Below are 16,163 nucleotides of genomic sequence, written 5' to 3'. Positions count from 1 at the left end.
CACCCGCTGGTCCAGGTGGCGCTGGCGTGGCAGAACCTGCCCTGGCAGGACACCGGCCCGGCCGGCGGGCTGAGCCTGGGGGACCTTCGGGTCACCCCGTTGCCGGTCGACACCCAGACCGCCCGCATGGATCTGACCTTCTCCCTCGGGGAGCGCTGGACCCCCGAGGGAGAGCCTGCGGGCATCGGCGGGGCGGTGGAATTCCGCACCGACGTGTTCGACGCCGCCAGCATCGAGGCTCTGATCGGCCGGTGGCGGCGGGTTCTGGCGGCGATGACGGCCGATACGGCCCAGCGACTCTCGTCTCTCGATCTGCTCGACGACGCCGAGCACGCCCGCCTGGACGGGTGGGGCAACCGGGCCGTACTGCAGACCACCGAGCCTGCGTCGTCCCGCATGTCCGTTCCGGCACTGTTCGCCGAACAGGTTGCCCGGGTGCCCGAGGCGGTGGCGGTCAGCTTCGAGGGCAGCCGCATGACCTATCTGGAACTAGATGAGGCCGCAACTCGGCTGGCCTACGAGCTGACCGCGCACGGCGTCGGTCCGGGTGCCTGCGTGGCGTTGCTGTCGGACCGCTCGGCGGAGGCGATCGTGGCCATGCTGGGGGTGCTCAAGGCCGGCGCCGCGTATCTGCCGATCGACCCCGTGTTGCCCGATGCGCGAATCGAATTCATGCTCGCCGATGCCGGGCCGGCGGTCGCCATCGTCACCGCCGGCCTGGCCGATCGGCTGGCCGGGTGCGATCTGCGGGTCATCCAGGTCGGTGATCTCGGCGATCCGGCTCTCGATGGCGCTGCCGGCACCGCATTGCCGGCGCCGCACCAGGACGATGTCGCCTACATCATCTACACCTCGGGCACCACCGGTGTTCCCAAAGGCGTGGCGATCACCCACCGCAACGTGACCGCACTGTTGGGGTCGCGCGACACCTTCCTGGCGGGACAGGTGTGGACGCAGTGGCATTCCTACGCCTTCGATGCCTCGGTCGAGGAGATCTGGGGTGCACTGTTGCACGGGGGGCGCCTGGTGGTTGTGCCCGAGTCGGTGGCCCGCTCGCCGGAGGATCTGCAGACCTTGCTCGTTGCCGAACAGGTCGATGTCTTGAGCCAGACCCCGTCGGCGGTGTCGATGCTCTCACCCGAGGGGCTGGGTGCGGTGTCGTTGTTGGTGGCCGGTGAGGCCTGTCCGGCCGAGTTGGTGGACCGCTGGGCGCCGGGCCGGGTGATGGTCAATGCCTATGGCCCGACCGAGACCACGATATGTGCCTCCCGGACTGCACCTTTGGGCGTAGGGACCGGGGCTCCACCGATCGGCGCTCCTGTGCCCGGCGCCGCGCTGTTCGTGTTGGACGGGGCGCTGCGCCAGGTTCCGCCCGGTGTGGTCGGCGAGTTGTATGTGGCCGGCCGCGGCGTCGGTGTCGGCTATCTGGGACGGGCGGATCTGACCGGTTCGCGTTTTGTGGCTTGCCCGTTCGGGTCTCCGGGACAGCGGATGTATCGCACCGGCGATCTGGTGCGCTGGGACCCCGATGGGCAGTTGCGCTATGTCGGCCGAGCCGATGAACAGGTCAAGATCCGCGGGTATCGCATCGAGCTGGGCGAGATCCAGTCGGTCTTGGCCGGACTGGACGGCGTCGAGCAGGCGGCGGTGATCGCCCGTACCGACCGTCCGGGGGACCAGCGACTGGTGGGTTACGTAACCGGGACCGCGGACCCGGCGAAGCTGCGCGCCCAGCTGGCCGAGCAGCTACCGGCCTACATGGTTCCGGCCGCGGTGGTTTCGTTGCCCACGCTGCCGTTGACCTCCAACGGCAAACTGAACACCCGCGCCCTGCCCGCGCCCGAATACCAGGACATCGACCGCTACCGCGCGCCGGGAACAGTCACCGAAGAGATCCTGACCGGTATCTACGCCGCCATGCTGGGCGTCGAGCGGGTCGGGGTCGACGATTCGTTCTTCGATCTGGGTGGAGATTCGCTGTCGGCGATGCGCCTGGTCGCTGCCATCGACGCGGCCCTCGACACAGGTCTTTCGGTCCGGGTCCTGTTCGAGGCGCCCACGGTGGCGCAACTGGCCCCGCGGATCGGCGGCGCAGCGGCTCATCTGGATCCGCTCGTGGCCGGTCAGCGGCCCACCGTGATCCCGCTGTCGTTCGCGCAGTCCCGGCTGTGGTTTCTGGACCAATTGCAGGGCCCCTCACCGGTTTACAACATGGCCACCGCACTGCGGATCAGTGGGGCGTTGAATGTCGACGCCTTGGGCGTCGCGTTGGCCGACGTGGTGGCCCGGCACGAAAGCTTGCGTACCGTCTTCCCCGTAGTCGATGGAATCCCGCGGCAGTCGGTGGTGCCGATCGAGCACGCGCAGTTCGGCTGGGACGTCGTCGATGCCACCGATTGGTCGGGGGAGCAGCTGCACGAGGCGATCGGCGAGGCGGCTCGTCACACGTTTGACCTGTCCAACGAAATACCGTTGCGGGCAGAGCTTTTCCGCCTCGCCGGTGACGAGCACGTGCTGGCGGCGGTGGTGCACCACATCGCCGCCGACGCCTGGTCTCTCACCCCGCTGGTGGCCGACCTCGGAGTGGCCTACGCGGGCCGAAGCGCCGGGCAGGCCCCCGCCTGGGCCGATCTGGCCGTTCAGTACGTCGATTACACGCTGTGGCAGCGCGCGCAGTTCGGTGACTTCGACGACAGCCGGAGCCGTATCGCCACCCAGCTGAGCTATTGGCAGGACGCGTTGGCCGGCATGCCGGAACGGGTGGCATTGCCCACGGACCGGCCCTATCCGCCGGCCGCTGATCAGCGCGGCGCCGTCGTTTCGCTGGACTGGCCGGCCGAACTGCAGCAGCAGATCGCCCGGGTCGCCCGCGAGCACAACGCGACCAGCTTCATGGTGATCCAGGCAGCGCTGCTGACCCTGCTGTCCAAACTCAGCGGGAGTTCCGATGTGGCAGTGGGTTTCCCCATCGCCGGGCGCCGTGATCCCGCCCTCGACGATTTGATCGGGTTCTTCGTCAACACGTTGGTGTTGCGTGCCGACCTGGCCGGCGACCCGACGGTGGCCGAGCTCTTGGCGCAGGTGCGGTCCCGTAGCTTGGCCGCCTACGACCATCAGGACGTCCCGTTCGAGGTACTCGTCGAGCGGCTCAATCCGGCCCGTTCGCTGACCCACCACCCCCTGATTCAGGTGGCGCTGGGCTGGCAGAACGTCCCCGGCCAGTCCGGCGACGCCCTGGCGCTCGGTGATCTGGAGGTAAGCCAGATGCCGGCCGAGACCCACACCGCACGCATGGACCTGAGCTTCTCTCTGGCGGAACAGCGGACCACGGCCGGTGCACCGGCGGGAATCGTTGGGACCGTGGAGTTCCGCACCGACGTGTTCGACCCCGCGACCATCGAAACGATGATCAAGCGTTTCGAACTGGTGTTGTCGGCGATGACCGCCGACGCGGACCGGCGCCTGTCCTCGATCGATCTGCTCGATGCCGTCGAACACGCACAACTCGACGCGCTCGGTAACCGGGCCGCTCTGGATGCCGCGCTGCCATCCCCGGATCAGATTTCGGTGCCGGGGTTGTTCGCAGCCTGGGTGGCGCGGGACCCGGAGGCCGTCGCGGTGACCTTCGACGGCAGGCACCTGACGTATCGCGGGCTTGATGAGGCCGCAAACCGGTTGGCACACTTGCTCATCGAGCAAGGTGCGGGGCCCGGTTGCTGCGTGGCCCTGCTGCTGGAGCGCTCGGCCGACGCGATCGTCGCGATGTTGGCGGTGTTGAAAGCGGGAGCCGCCTATCTCGCGATCGACCCTGCCCTGCCCGCGGCCCGAATCGAGTTCATGCTCGCCGATGCCACACCGGTCGCCGCGATCACGACCACCGGTCTGGCCGGTCGGCTGGACGGCCATGGCTTGCGGGTGATCGACGTCGATGACCCGGGGATTGTTCACCAACCCGGCAGCGCGCCCGCGGACCTGGCGCCGGCGCCCGGGGATATCGCCTATCTCATCTACACCTCGGGAACGACCGGACTGCCCAAGGGCGTGGCCGTCACCCACCGCAACCTCGCTCACCTGGCGCGGTCCACGCCGGAGCACCTGCCGGCGAAGCAGGTTTGGACGCAGTGTCATTCGTACGCGTTCGACTTCTCGGTATGGGAGATCTGGGCTGCCCTGCTGGGTGGTGCACGCCTGGTCGTCGTGCCCGAGCCCGTCGTGAGTTCACCCGAAGACTTCCACGCTCTCCTGGTCGGCGAACGGGTCAATGTGCTCACCCAGACCCCGTCGGCAGCCGGCGCGCTGTCCCCGCAGGGCCTGGAGTCGGTCGCATTGCTGCTCGGCGGTGAAGCCTGTCCGGGAGAGGTGGTCGATCGTTGGGCACCAGGACGAGTGGTGATCAATGCCTATGGCCCCACGGAGATCACGGTTTACGCGTCGATGAGCGCACCCCTGACGGCTGGGTCGGGGGCCGCGCCCATCGGGGCGCCCGTCCCGACGTCGGCATTGTTCGTGCTCGACGAGTGGTTGCGCCCGGTGCCCGCCGGGGTGGTCGGTGAACTGTACGTGGCCGGTGAGGGTGTGGCGTGCGGTTACCTGGGCCGCGCGGGACTGACCGCAGCGCGTTTCGTGGCGTGCCCGTTCGGTGAGCCGGGCCAGCCCGCAACGCGGATGTATCGCACCGGAGACCTGGTCAGCTGGCGTGCTGACGGGCAACTTCAGTACCTGGGTCGTGCCGATGACCAGGTCAAGATTCGTGGTTATCGCATCGAACTCGGCGAGGTCCAGGCCGCGTTGGGCGCGCTGGACGGAGTCGAACAGGCGGTGGTGATCGCCCGCGAGGACCATCCGGGCATCAAGCGTCTGGTCGGCTATGTCACTGCGGACGGGACCGGTTCCGTGGATCCGGCGGGCGTCAGGAGCGTCCTTGCCGATCGATTGCCGCAGTACATGGTCCCGGCTGCGGTCGTGGTCCTGGACGCATTGCCGTTGACGGTCAACGGCAAACTCGACACCCGGGCCTTGCCGGCACCGGAATACCAGGACGCCGAGCACTACCGTGCACCGGAAACCGCGGTCGAGGAGGTCCTGGCCGGCATCTATGCCCAGGTGCTAGGGCTGGATCGGGTCGGCGTCGACGACTCGTTCTTCGACCTGGGCGGCGACAGCATTCTGTCGATGCAGGTGGTGGCTCGGGCCAGGGCGTGCGGGGTGGTGTGCAGGCCGCGTGACATTTTCGTCGAACAGACGGTGGCGCGACTGGCTCTCGTGGCAGGCGTCGACGGTGATGACGCCGGTCCGGTCGACGACGGCGTAGGCCCGGTTGGGGCGACCCCGATCATGCGATGGCTGGAAGAGGTCGATCGCGCCGGCGGCCCGGTCGACCAGTTCAACCAGACGGTGGTCGTCCAGGCACCGCCGGGAGCGACCGTGTCCGACGTCGAGACGCTTTTGACCGCGCTGCTGGACCGGCATGCCATGCTGCGGTTGCGCGCCGACGATTACGGGACCGCAGGCTGGTCGCTGGCAGTCCCAGAGACGGGCTCGGTGCGAGCACATCTGGAGTCGGTCGATGTGCTGACCGAAGAAGCGTTGGTGCGGGCCCGGTCGCGGTTGAACCCGGGTAGGGGTGCGATGGTCAGCGCCCTGTGGGTGGTGTCCACCCGCCAATTGGTGTTGACCATTCATCACCTCGCGATCGATGCGGTGTCCTGGCGGATTCTGCTGGAAGACCTCAACATCGCCTGGGCGCAGCACTGCCAGGGCCAGACGGTGGAATTGCCGATCACCGGGACTTCGTTCGGGCAGTGGACCGAACTGCTCGGTGAACATGCGCGCTCGAAGGCAGTGGTGGACCAGGCCGACAGCTGGCGGCGCGCCTTGGCGATCCCCTCCGCATTGCCCGAGGTCAGGCCCGAACGCGACACGTACGCGACCGCCGGGCACCTCACCGCATCGTTGGACGTCGAGACGACCCGCGTGCTGCTCGGTGAGGCTCCGTCAGCGTTCCACGCTGGGGTACAAGACATTCTGCTGATCGCCTACGGGCTGGCATTGACTGAGTACCTGGGAGTCACCTTGCCGGTCGCCATCGATGTCGAGGGCCACGGCCGCACCGAGGAATTGGGTGGACCTTACGGCCGGAACGTCGACCTCTCGCGAACCGTGGGTTGGTTCACCACCAAATACCCGGTGGCGCTGAATGTCCGAGGGCCTATCGCCGGGCTGCAATGGTCTGACGTGCAGGCCGGCGCTCCGGCACTCGGCCGTGTGATCAAGGACGCCAAGGAACAGCTGCGCGGTGTGCCCGACGGAATGACCTACGGGCTTCTTCGCTACCTCAACCCCGACGCCGACCTGTCGGGGGCTGAACCGACCATCGGTTTCAACTACCTCGGCAGGCTGGGTGCGACCGGCGCGGCACAGTCGGACGAGCTTGCCGGTCTGTGGCAGGTCAGCCGCGATGGTGCGGAGATCGCCGCGGTCGCTGCGGCCATCCCGATGCCGCTCGGGCACACCGTGGAACTGAATGCGAGCACCGCTGAAACCGACAGCGGCCCAAGCATTCACGCCACGTGGACATGGGCACCCTCAGCCTTCGACGAGACCCAGGTCAGCCGGCTGAGCCAACTGTGGTTCGAGGCGCTCACCGGTATCTGCGCGCACATCCGCAGGGGCGGCGGCGGTCTGACTCCGTCCGACATCCTGCCCGCCCGCCTCACTCAGCCAGAGCTCGACGAACTCAGTGAGCACCACCGAATCGCCGACGTGTTGCCACTGACGCCGCTCCAGCAGGGACTCCTGTTCCAGGCCAATGCAACTCGCGCCAACGATGACGATGTCTACGCCATGCAACTCGACGTCACCATAACCGGCCCCCTGGATCCACATCGGCTGAGCGAGGCGGTGCGGGCCGTGGTCAGGCGCCACCCCAACCTGGCCGCGCGGTTCGACAAGCGGTTCGACGAACCCGTCCAGATCATTCCGGCCGACCCGAGCGTGCCGTGGCAGTACCTCGAAATGGAAACGGGCACGGCCGGTTCCGATGTCGAGATGCAGATAGAGCGGCTATGTACCGACGAACGCACGTTGGTCTGCGACCTGATCCACCAACCGGCGTTCCGTGCGGCGCTCATCCGGTCCGCGCACAACGAGCACCGGTTCGTCATGACCTATCACCACATCGTGCTCGACGGCTGGTCGTTGCCCATCCTGTTGCAGGAGATCTTCGCCGGCTACTACGGGCAGCGGCTTCCTGGCGCTGCGTCCTACCGCAGGTTCGTGACCTGGCTGGTCGATCGAGACGTCGATGCCGCTCACACCGCGTGGCGTGAGGTTCTGGCCGGCTTCGCCACACCGACTCTGGTCGCACCGAATCGGGTGACACCAGGGCGACGCGCCACCGAATCCTTCCGGCTGTCCGCCGAAACCACCAGGGCGGTCAACGAACTCGCGCGCTCGCAGCACACCACCGCCAACACCGTGCTCCAGGCAGCCTGGGCGCAGGTGCTCATGTGGCTCACCGGCCAGCATGACGTCGCCTTCGGCGTCGCGGTCTCGGGCCGGTCGGCAGAGGTGGCAGGCGCGGATTCGATGGTGGGCCTGCTGATCAACACCGTGCCGGTTCGGGCGACCATCACGCCGGACACGACCATCGCCGGGCTGCTCGAGGAACTGCAACGCCATCACGGCGACACTCTCGAGCATCAGCATCTGGCGCTCAGTGAGATCCACCGTGCTGTCGGCCACGATCAGCTGTTCGACACCCTGTTCGTCTACCAGAACTATCCGGTCGAGTCGGTCGCGGCGGCGATGCCCGACGGGTTGGCCATCACCGAAGTCAACGGCCGCGAATACAACCACTACCCACTGACCCTGCAGGCCATGCCCGGCACCGAACTGGTTCTGCGAGTCGAATTCGATACCGACGTGTTCACCGCGAAACGGGTGCACAAGGTGGTCGGACGTTTCCAGCGGGTACTTGAGGCCATGACCGGGGAGGTTCAGCCATCGTGACTGCGGACGCCAACCGGCGATTGTCGTCGATGGATCTCGACGATGACGATGACGTCGAGGAGCTGGATGAGTGGGGTAACCGGGCTGCCTTGAATGGGGCGGTCCCGGTGTCGGTGTCGATCCCGGCCTTGTTCCTTGAGCAGGTGGCTCGTCATCCGGACGCGGTGGCGGTCAGCCTCGGTGACAGTTCGTTGACCTATCGGGAACTCGACACGGCTTCGAATCGGTTGGCGCATCTGCTGGTCGAGTGGGGAGCAGGTCCCGGGCTGCGGGTGGCGTTGTTGTTCGCGCGGTCGGTCGAGGCGGTTGTGGCGATCATGGCGGTACTGAAGACCGGTGCGGCGTATGTGCCGATTGATCCTTCGGTGCCGGATGCGCGCTTGGATTTCGTCCTCACCGACTCGGCTCCGATCGCTGTGGTCACCACCGCTGATCTGGTGAGTCGGTTGGACGGACGCGGGTTGACGGTGATCGATATCAACGACTCCGCTGCGGCCGGCCGGCCGGGCAGCCCACCGCCCGTCGAACCAACTGGCGATGATGTTGCGTATTTGATCTACACGTCGGGGACGACGGGTGTGCCTAAGGGTGTGGCGGTTGCGCATCGGAATGTGGCGCGGTTGCTGGATGTGATCGATCGTGATGTGGAGTTGTCGGCGGGTCAGGTGTGGACGCAGTGTCATTCGTTGGCTTTCGACTTTTCGGTGTGGGAGATTTTCGGCGCACTGCTGCACGGCGGCCGGGTGGTGGTGGTGCCCGAATCGGTGACGCGCTCGGCCGAAGAGTTCCACGCGTTGCTGGTCGCCGAGCGGGTGAGTGTGCTCAGTCAGACACCGGCAGCGTTCTATGCGTTGGCCGCGGTCGACGGCGCCCGGGCTGACCACCAGCTCTCACTCGAGCTCGTCGTGTTCGGCGGCGAGGCCTTGGAGCCGCAGCGGCTTGCACCATGGTTGGACCGGCACGCGGGGCTGCCGCGGTTGGTCAATATGTACGGGATCACCGAGACGACGGTGCATGCCTCGGTGCGGGAGATCACCGCTGCCGATGTCGGGAACGCGGTCAGCCCGATCGGTGTGCCGTTGGCGGATCTGGCGTTTTTTGTGCTGGATGGCTGGTTGCGTGCGGTGCCTGCGGGTGTGGTGGGCGAGTTGTATGTCGCTGGTGCGGGTTTGGGATACGGCTATGTGGGTCGGCCTGGGTTGAGCGCGTCACGGTTTGTTGCGTGCCGGTTGGGGTCGGCGGGGATGCGGATGTATCGCACCGGCGATCTGGTGTCGTGGGGCGCCGAGGGGCAGTTGCGTTATTTCGGCCGAGCCGATGAGCAGGTCAAGATCCGCGGCTATCGGATCGAGTTGGGTGAGATTCAGTCTGCGTTGATGGGGTTGGACGGTGTCGAGCAGGCGGTGGTGATCGCCCGCGAGGACCATCCGGGCATCAAGCGTCTGGTCGGCTATGTCACCGGCAGTGCTGATCCTGCTGAGTTGCGGGCGGCGTTGGGGCAGAGGCTGCCGCCGTATATGGTGCCCGCTGCGGTGGTGGCGTTGGCGGCGTTGCCGTTGACGGTCAACGGCAAGCTCGACAAGAAGGCTTTGCCGGCACCGGAATACCAGCACCTCGATGGCTACCGGGCCCCGAGTACACCCACCGAGGAGATCCTGGCCGGCATCTACGCCCAGATCCTCGGCCTGGACCGCGTCAGCACCGACAAATCCTTCTTCGATCTCGGAGGGGATTCGTTGCAGGCCATGCGCCTGGTCGCGGCGATCAACCGTACGCTGGACACTGGGCTTGAAGAGCGTGTCGTGTTCGACGCTCCGACCGTGGCGCAGTTGGTGCTGCGCATCGGTGATGGTGAAGGTCGGCGTCAACCGTTGCTGGCCGGCCCGCGGCCGGCGGCGATGCCGCTGTCGTTTGCGCAAAGCCGGTTGTGGTTCATCGACCAACTGAACGGGCCCTCACCGGTGTACAACCTGGCTGCGGGTTTGCGCCTTGACGGACCCCTCGACGTCGAGGCGCTGGGTGAGGCGTTCGGGGATCTCTTGGATCGTCACGAGAGCTTGCGCACGTTGTTTCCGACGGTCGACGGGACGCCCCAGCAGCTGATCGTTCCCGCCGAACAGAGCGAATTCGGCTGGGATGTGGTTGACGCCGTCGGATGGCCGGCCGGCAGGTTGGCTGCGGCCGTCGATGACGCCGCGCGGCACAGCTTCGACCTCGCTGCCGAGATACCCTTGCGAGCAAAGGTTTTCCGGGTTTCCGACCACGAGCATGTGCTGGTGGCGGTGGTGCATCACATCGCTGCCGACGGTTGGTCGATCACTCCGTTGGTAGCCGATCTCGGGGTGGCCTACGCGAGTCGGTGTGAAGGGCAGGCGCCGGACTGGCAGCCATTGGCGGTGCAATATGCGGATTACACGCTGTGGCAGCGTGCCCAACTCGGCGATCTGGAGGACACCGACAGCCGCATCTCCCAGCAACTGAGATTCTGGGCGCACAACCTGGCCGGGATGCCTGAACGCCTGGCATTGCCGACCGACCGTCCCTTTCCCCTGGTGGCCGACCAGAACGGCGACCGCGTCGATGTTGAGTGGCCTGCTGATCTGCAGCAGCAGGTGGCGCGCCTGGCTCGCGAGCACAACGCGACCAAATTCATGGTGGTTCAGGCGGCACTGCTGACGCTGCTTTCCAAACTCAGCTCGAGTTCCGATGTGGCGGTGGGTTTCCCAATCGCCGGGCGGCGCGACCCTGCCCTCGACGAACTGATCGGGTTCTTCGTCAACACATTGGTGCTTCGCGTTGACCTGGCGGGCGATCCGAGTGTCGCAGAGGTGCTGGCTCAGGTTCGAGCACGCAGTCTCGCTGCCTTCGAGCATCAGGACGTGCCGTTCGAGGTGCTCGTCGAGCGGCTCAATCCGACCCGCTCGCTGACTCATCACCCGCTGGTGCAGGTGATGTTGGCTTGGCAGAACGTCCCCGGACAGACAGGTGAGTCCGGCGGCGGAGTGTCGCTGGGGGATGTAGAGGTCACCCAGTTGCCGCTGGACACCCGTACCGCGCGGATGGACCTGTCGTTGTCGCTGGCCGAACGCTGGACGGAAACCGGCGAGGCCGCAGGTATTTCCGGCACCGTCGAGTTCCGTACCGATGTGTTCGATGCCACCAGCATCGAAGCCCTGATCAATCGGCTACGTCGGGTCCTGGCGGCGATGGCTGCCGATCCGACCCAGCGACTCTCCGCGATCGATGTGCTCGCTCCCGACGAGCAGGCCCGTCTGGACGCGGTGGGCAATCTGGCGACTCTGATGCATCCGGCGGCAGGGTACGCGTCGATATCGGCTGTGTTCGACGCTCGGGTGACCCGTGATCCCGGTGCGGTGGCAGTCAGTTCCGACGGCAGCCATATCACATACGGAGAACTCGACCGGGCCGCGAATCGGTTGGCGCACCTGCTCGTCGAGCAGGGCGTGGGTCCGGGACAACGGGTGGCGTTGCTGTTCTCGCGGTCGGTCGAGGCGATCGTCGCAATCTTCGCGGTACTCAAAGCCGGTGCGGCCTATGTGCCCATTGATCCCGCGGTACCCGATTCTCGATTGGAGTTCATCCTCACCGACTCCGCGCCGGTGGCCGCGGTCACCACCGCGGATCTGGCCGATCGGCTGACCGGGCACGAATTGACAGTGATCGCCCTCGACGATGCCGCGGTGGCCGGCCAACCCGATACTGGTCTGCCGGGGCCGGAACCGGACGATATCGCGTATCTGATCTACACCTCGGGCACCACGGGTGTGCCGAAAGGTGTGGCGATCCCACACCACAACGTGACCCGATTGCTGCAGGCCCTGAACGCCGATCTGGAATTGTCGGCGGACCAGGTGTGGGCGCACAGTCATTCGCTGGCTTTCGACTTCTCGGTGTGGGAGATATTCGGCGCACTGTTGCACGGTGGACGGCTGGTGGTGGTGTCCGATTCGGTCGCGCGCTCGCCCGAAGAGCTCCACGCCTTGCTGGTCGCGGAGCAGGTCAGCGTGTTGAGCCAGACGCCGTCGGCGTTCTATGCGCTGCAAGCCGCGGACGAACTCGCGCCGGGCGCAGGTTCTGAACTCGAGCTGGAGTTGGTCGTATTCGGCGGTGAAGCACTGGACCCGACCCGGCTGGCTGAGTGGTTTCAGGACCATCCGGTGTTGCCGCGGTTGATCAACATGTACGGGATCACCGAGACCACCGTGCACGCCTCGTTCCGCGAGATCACCGAAACGGATGCGGAGGTCGCCGTCAGCCCGATCGGTGTGCCGTTGAAGCATCTGGCCTTTGTCGTGCTCGATCGCTGGTTGCGTCCGGTGCCGGTCGGGGTCGTGGGCGAGTTGTACGTCGCCGGTGCGGGTTTGGGATCCGGCTATGTAGGCCGGGCGCCCTTGACTTCGACGCGGTTCATCGCCTGCCCGTTCGGGTCGCCGGGGGCGCGGATGTATCGCACCGGGGATCTCGTGTGCTGGCGCACGGACGGGGAACTGCAGTATCTGGGTCGTGCTGACGAGCAGGTCAAGATCCGCGGCTATCGGATCGAGTTGGGCGAGATCCAGTCCGCGCTGGCGGCTCTGGACGGCGTCGAACAGGCGGTGGTGATCGCCCGGGAGGACCGTCCCGGGGACAAACGCCTGGTCGGTTACGTCACCGGGACCGCCGATCCTGCCGAGTTGCGTGCGGCGCTGGCGGAGAAACTGCCGTCCTACATGGTCCCGACCGCAGTGGTGGAGATCGAGGCCCTGCCCCTGACGGTCAACGGCAAACTCGACGTTCGTGCGTTGCCTGCGCCGGAATACCAGGACGTCGATCGTTACCGGGCCCCGGCCACCGGCGTCGAAGAGCTCCTGGCCGGCATCTTCGCCCAAGTGCTGGGGCTGGAGCAGGTCGGCGTCGACGACTCGTTCTTCGACCTTGGCGGCGATAGCATTTCGGCCATTCAGGTGATCTGGCGCGCCCATGCGGCCGGCCTGACCGGGCGCCCACGCGACATCTTCGTTCAGCAGACCGTCGCTCGGCTGGCGCGGGTGGTGAGGATGGCCGGCGGCACCGGCGACGTGATCGACGAAGGTCTAGGGCCGGTGGTGGCGACCCCGATCATGCGGTGGCTGAAGGGGCTGGAACGTGCCGACGCCCCGATCGACGAGTTCAATCAGACGGTGGTGTTGCAGGCGCCCGCCGGTACCTCCGCGGCCGACGTGGCAATCCTGTTGCAGGCCTTGCTCGATCGGCATGGCATGCTCCGACTGCGTGCCGAGGACGACGGCACCGGTGGATGGGCGTTGACGGTGCCCGAACCGGACGCGGTGGATGCGCGCGAGTACCTGCACACCGTCGACCAGTTGACGGAGGACGCGCTGGTTGCGGCGCGGTCACGGTTGAGTCCTGCCGCCGGCGTGATGCTGAGCGCGTTGTGGGTGGACTCCACGAGCCAGCTGGTGTTGATCGCCCACCACATGGCGGTCGACGGCGTGTCGTGGCGAATTGTGTTGGAGGACCTCAACATCGCTTGGACTCAGCACCGCGGCGGACAGCTGGTGCTGCTGCCGCCGTCGGGAACGTCGTTCAAGCGATGGGCGGACCTGCTGGGGGAGTATGCGCACCACCGCGACGTGGTCTGCCACGCGGAGACGTGGCGCCAGGTGGCATCGATCCCACCCGCTCTGCCGGCACCGCGACTCCCGGAAAACACGTTCGCAACCGCCGGACACCTGTCGGAGTTTCTGGATGCCGAGACCACCCACATGCTGCTGGGTGACGTTCCGGCGGCCTTTCATACCGGGGTGCAAGAGATCCTGTTGATCGCGTTCGCCTTGGCCTGGGCGCAATATCTCGGAACCGGCGGTGCGCCGATCGCCATCGATGTGGAAAGCCATGGGCGCCAGGAGGACCTGGAAAATCTGGTCGGGCCCGACGATCCAGAGGTCGACCTCTCCCGCACGGTCGGGTGGTTCACCGCCAAGTACCCGGTGTCGCTGGGGGTCGGTGGTTTGCGCTGGACGCAGGTGGTGGCAGGCGATGCGGCGCTCGGCGCGGTGATCAAGGACGCCAAGGAGCAGCTCCGTGCTCTGCCCGACGGCCTGACCTACGGTCTGTTGCGTTACCTCAATCCTGCCGTGGATCTGCCCGGGTCCGATCCGGTGATCGGGTTCAACTATCTCGGGCGACTCGGCTCACCGGCGGCGTATGCGTCCGGCGACGTGTGGCGTTTCAGTGAGGACGGCGTGTCGATGACCGGCGCCGCCGGAGCGATGCCCGTTGCGCTGGCCCATTCCGTGGAGCTCAATGCGGTCACCATCGACACCGACAGCGGCCCGCACCTCAACGCCACCTGGACTTGGGCGCCCACCGTCCTGGATCGGACGGCTGTCGCTCGGATCAGCCGGTTGTGGTTCGACGCCCTGGCAGGGATCTGCGCCCACGTGAGGCGGGGCGGCGGCGGGCTCACCCCGTCGGACATCGCGCCGGCGCGGCTGGGCCAGCAGCAGATCGATGCACTGCACAGCGAATTCCCCATCGCCGACGTGCTTCTGTTGACGCCGTTGCAGCAGGGGCTCCTATATCACGCCAGTGTCGCGAACTGTTCCGGCGATGACGTCTACGCGGTCCAGCTGATCCTGGCATTGAGTGGTCCGCTCGACGTGCACCGGCTGCGCGATGCCGTGCAGACGGTGGTGAGCCGCCATCCCCATCTGGCGGCCCGCTTCTGCTCGCAGTTCGAGCAACCGGTGCAGGTCATTCCCGCCGACCCGGTGGCGCCCTGGCGGTATATCGAGTTGAACGGCGACGGCATCGGCGTCGACGGACAGATCGAGGAAATCTGTGCCGCCGAACGCGCCGCGGTGTGCGACCTCGAGAATCAACCCGCCTTCCGCACCGCGCTCATCCGCATCGCGGAAGACCGGCACCGGTTCGTGGTGACCAACCATCACATCGTGCTCGACGGCTGGTCGATGCCGATCCTGATGCAGGAGATCTTCGCCGGCTACCAGGGGCTGCGGCTGCCCGCGGCCTCGCCGTACCGCAGCTATGTGACGTGGTTGTCCGAACGCGATCACCATGCCGCCCATGCCGCTTGGCGTGAGGTGCTGGCCGGATTCGATACCCCGATTCTCGTCGGGCCACCGCAGAAGCTGCGGTTCGGGCAGCGACGTGTCGACGTGTACCGGGTGCCTGCCAAGACCACGCGCGCCCTCACCAAGCTGGCTCGCTCGCATCACACCACGGTGAACGTCGTGCTTCAGGGGGCGTGGGCGCTGCTGCTCAGCTCGCTGACCGGTCACCACGACGTCGCCTTCGGAACTGTGGTCTCTGGTCGACCACCGGAGGTGGACGGCGCGGATTCGATGGTCGGTCTGCTGATCAACACTGTGCCGGTGCGGGCCACCTTCACCCCCGACACCACCACGGCCGATCTGCTGGATCAGTTACAGAGTGCCCACAACGACACCCTCGATCATCAGCACGTGGCGCTCAGCGACATTCACCGCATGACGGGCCAGGACAGCCTCTTCGACACCGTCTTCGTCTACGAGAACTATCCGACCGATACCGGAACGCCACCAGGTGACGAGGGTTTGGCGGTCACCGGTTTCAGCAGCCGCGACTTCTACCACTACCCGATCGCGGTACAAGCCGGGCCTGGTCGCGAGTTGGAACTGCGGGTCCAATACGACACCGATGTATTCGACCGCGAGACGATAGATGCGCTGATGGAGCGGTTCAAGAAGGTATTGGTGGGGATGACCGCCCACCCCGGTCGCCGCGTGTCATCGCTGGATCTCCTGACGAGTACCGGGCGGCTCGACGAGTGGGGGCGCAAGGCGGAATCGGCTCGGCCGGACTGCGGCGCGGTGCCCGCACCCGAAGGCGGTGACGCCGACGGTTCCTATCGCCCCCCGGCCACCTTGGTCGAGCAGATCGTGGCCAGCATCTACGCCGAGGTGCTGGGCGTCGACCGGGTGGGTGTGGAGGAGTCGTTTTTCGATTCAGGTGGCGATTCGATTTCTGCGATGCGCGCCATCGCCGCGATCAACGGAGCCCTCGACGTCGAACTCACGATGCTCACGCTGTTCGAGGCGCCATCCGTGCGCAGCTTGGCTCAGCAGTTGGCAAACGCACCGGTTCGGTGA

2 protein-coding genes (1 of these 2 cut by a window edge) are annotated in these 16,163 nt (G+C 66.5%); both read left to right on the top strand.

Annotation, left to right across the window (positions count from 1 at the left end; translation table 11 throughout):
* Window positions 1-8,010 carry the final stretch of a non-ribosomal peptide synthase/polyketide synthase gene (locus tag BN2156_RS06390; RefSeq protein WP_235625343.1) on the top strand. The gene continues 13,851 nt to the left of window position 1, outside the view, so the window shows 8,010 of its 21,861 coding nt (coding positions 13,852-21,861); the start codon falls outside the window, past its left edge; it ends in the stop codon at window positions 8,008-8,010.
* On the top strand, window positions 8,007-16,163 hold the full coding sequence (locus BN2156_RS06385; RefSeq protein ID WP_131725136.1) for a non-ribosomal peptide synthetase: 8,157 nt from the start codon (window positions 8,007-8,009) through the stop codon (window positions 16,161-16,163). Before BN2156_RS06390 ends, BN2156_RS06385 begins: the two co-directional genes overlap by 4 nt.

The sequence above is a fragment of the Mycolicibacterium neworleansense genome (genome assembly GCF_001245615.1).
In the GTDB taxonomy this organism is placed as follows: Bacteria; Actinomycetota; Actinomycetes; order Mycobacteriales; family Mycobacteriaceae; genus Mycobacterium; species Mycobacterium neworleansense.
The sequence above is the reverse complement of the archived record's forward strand: the minus strand, read 5'-3'. Positions and strand labels throughout refer to the sequence as shown.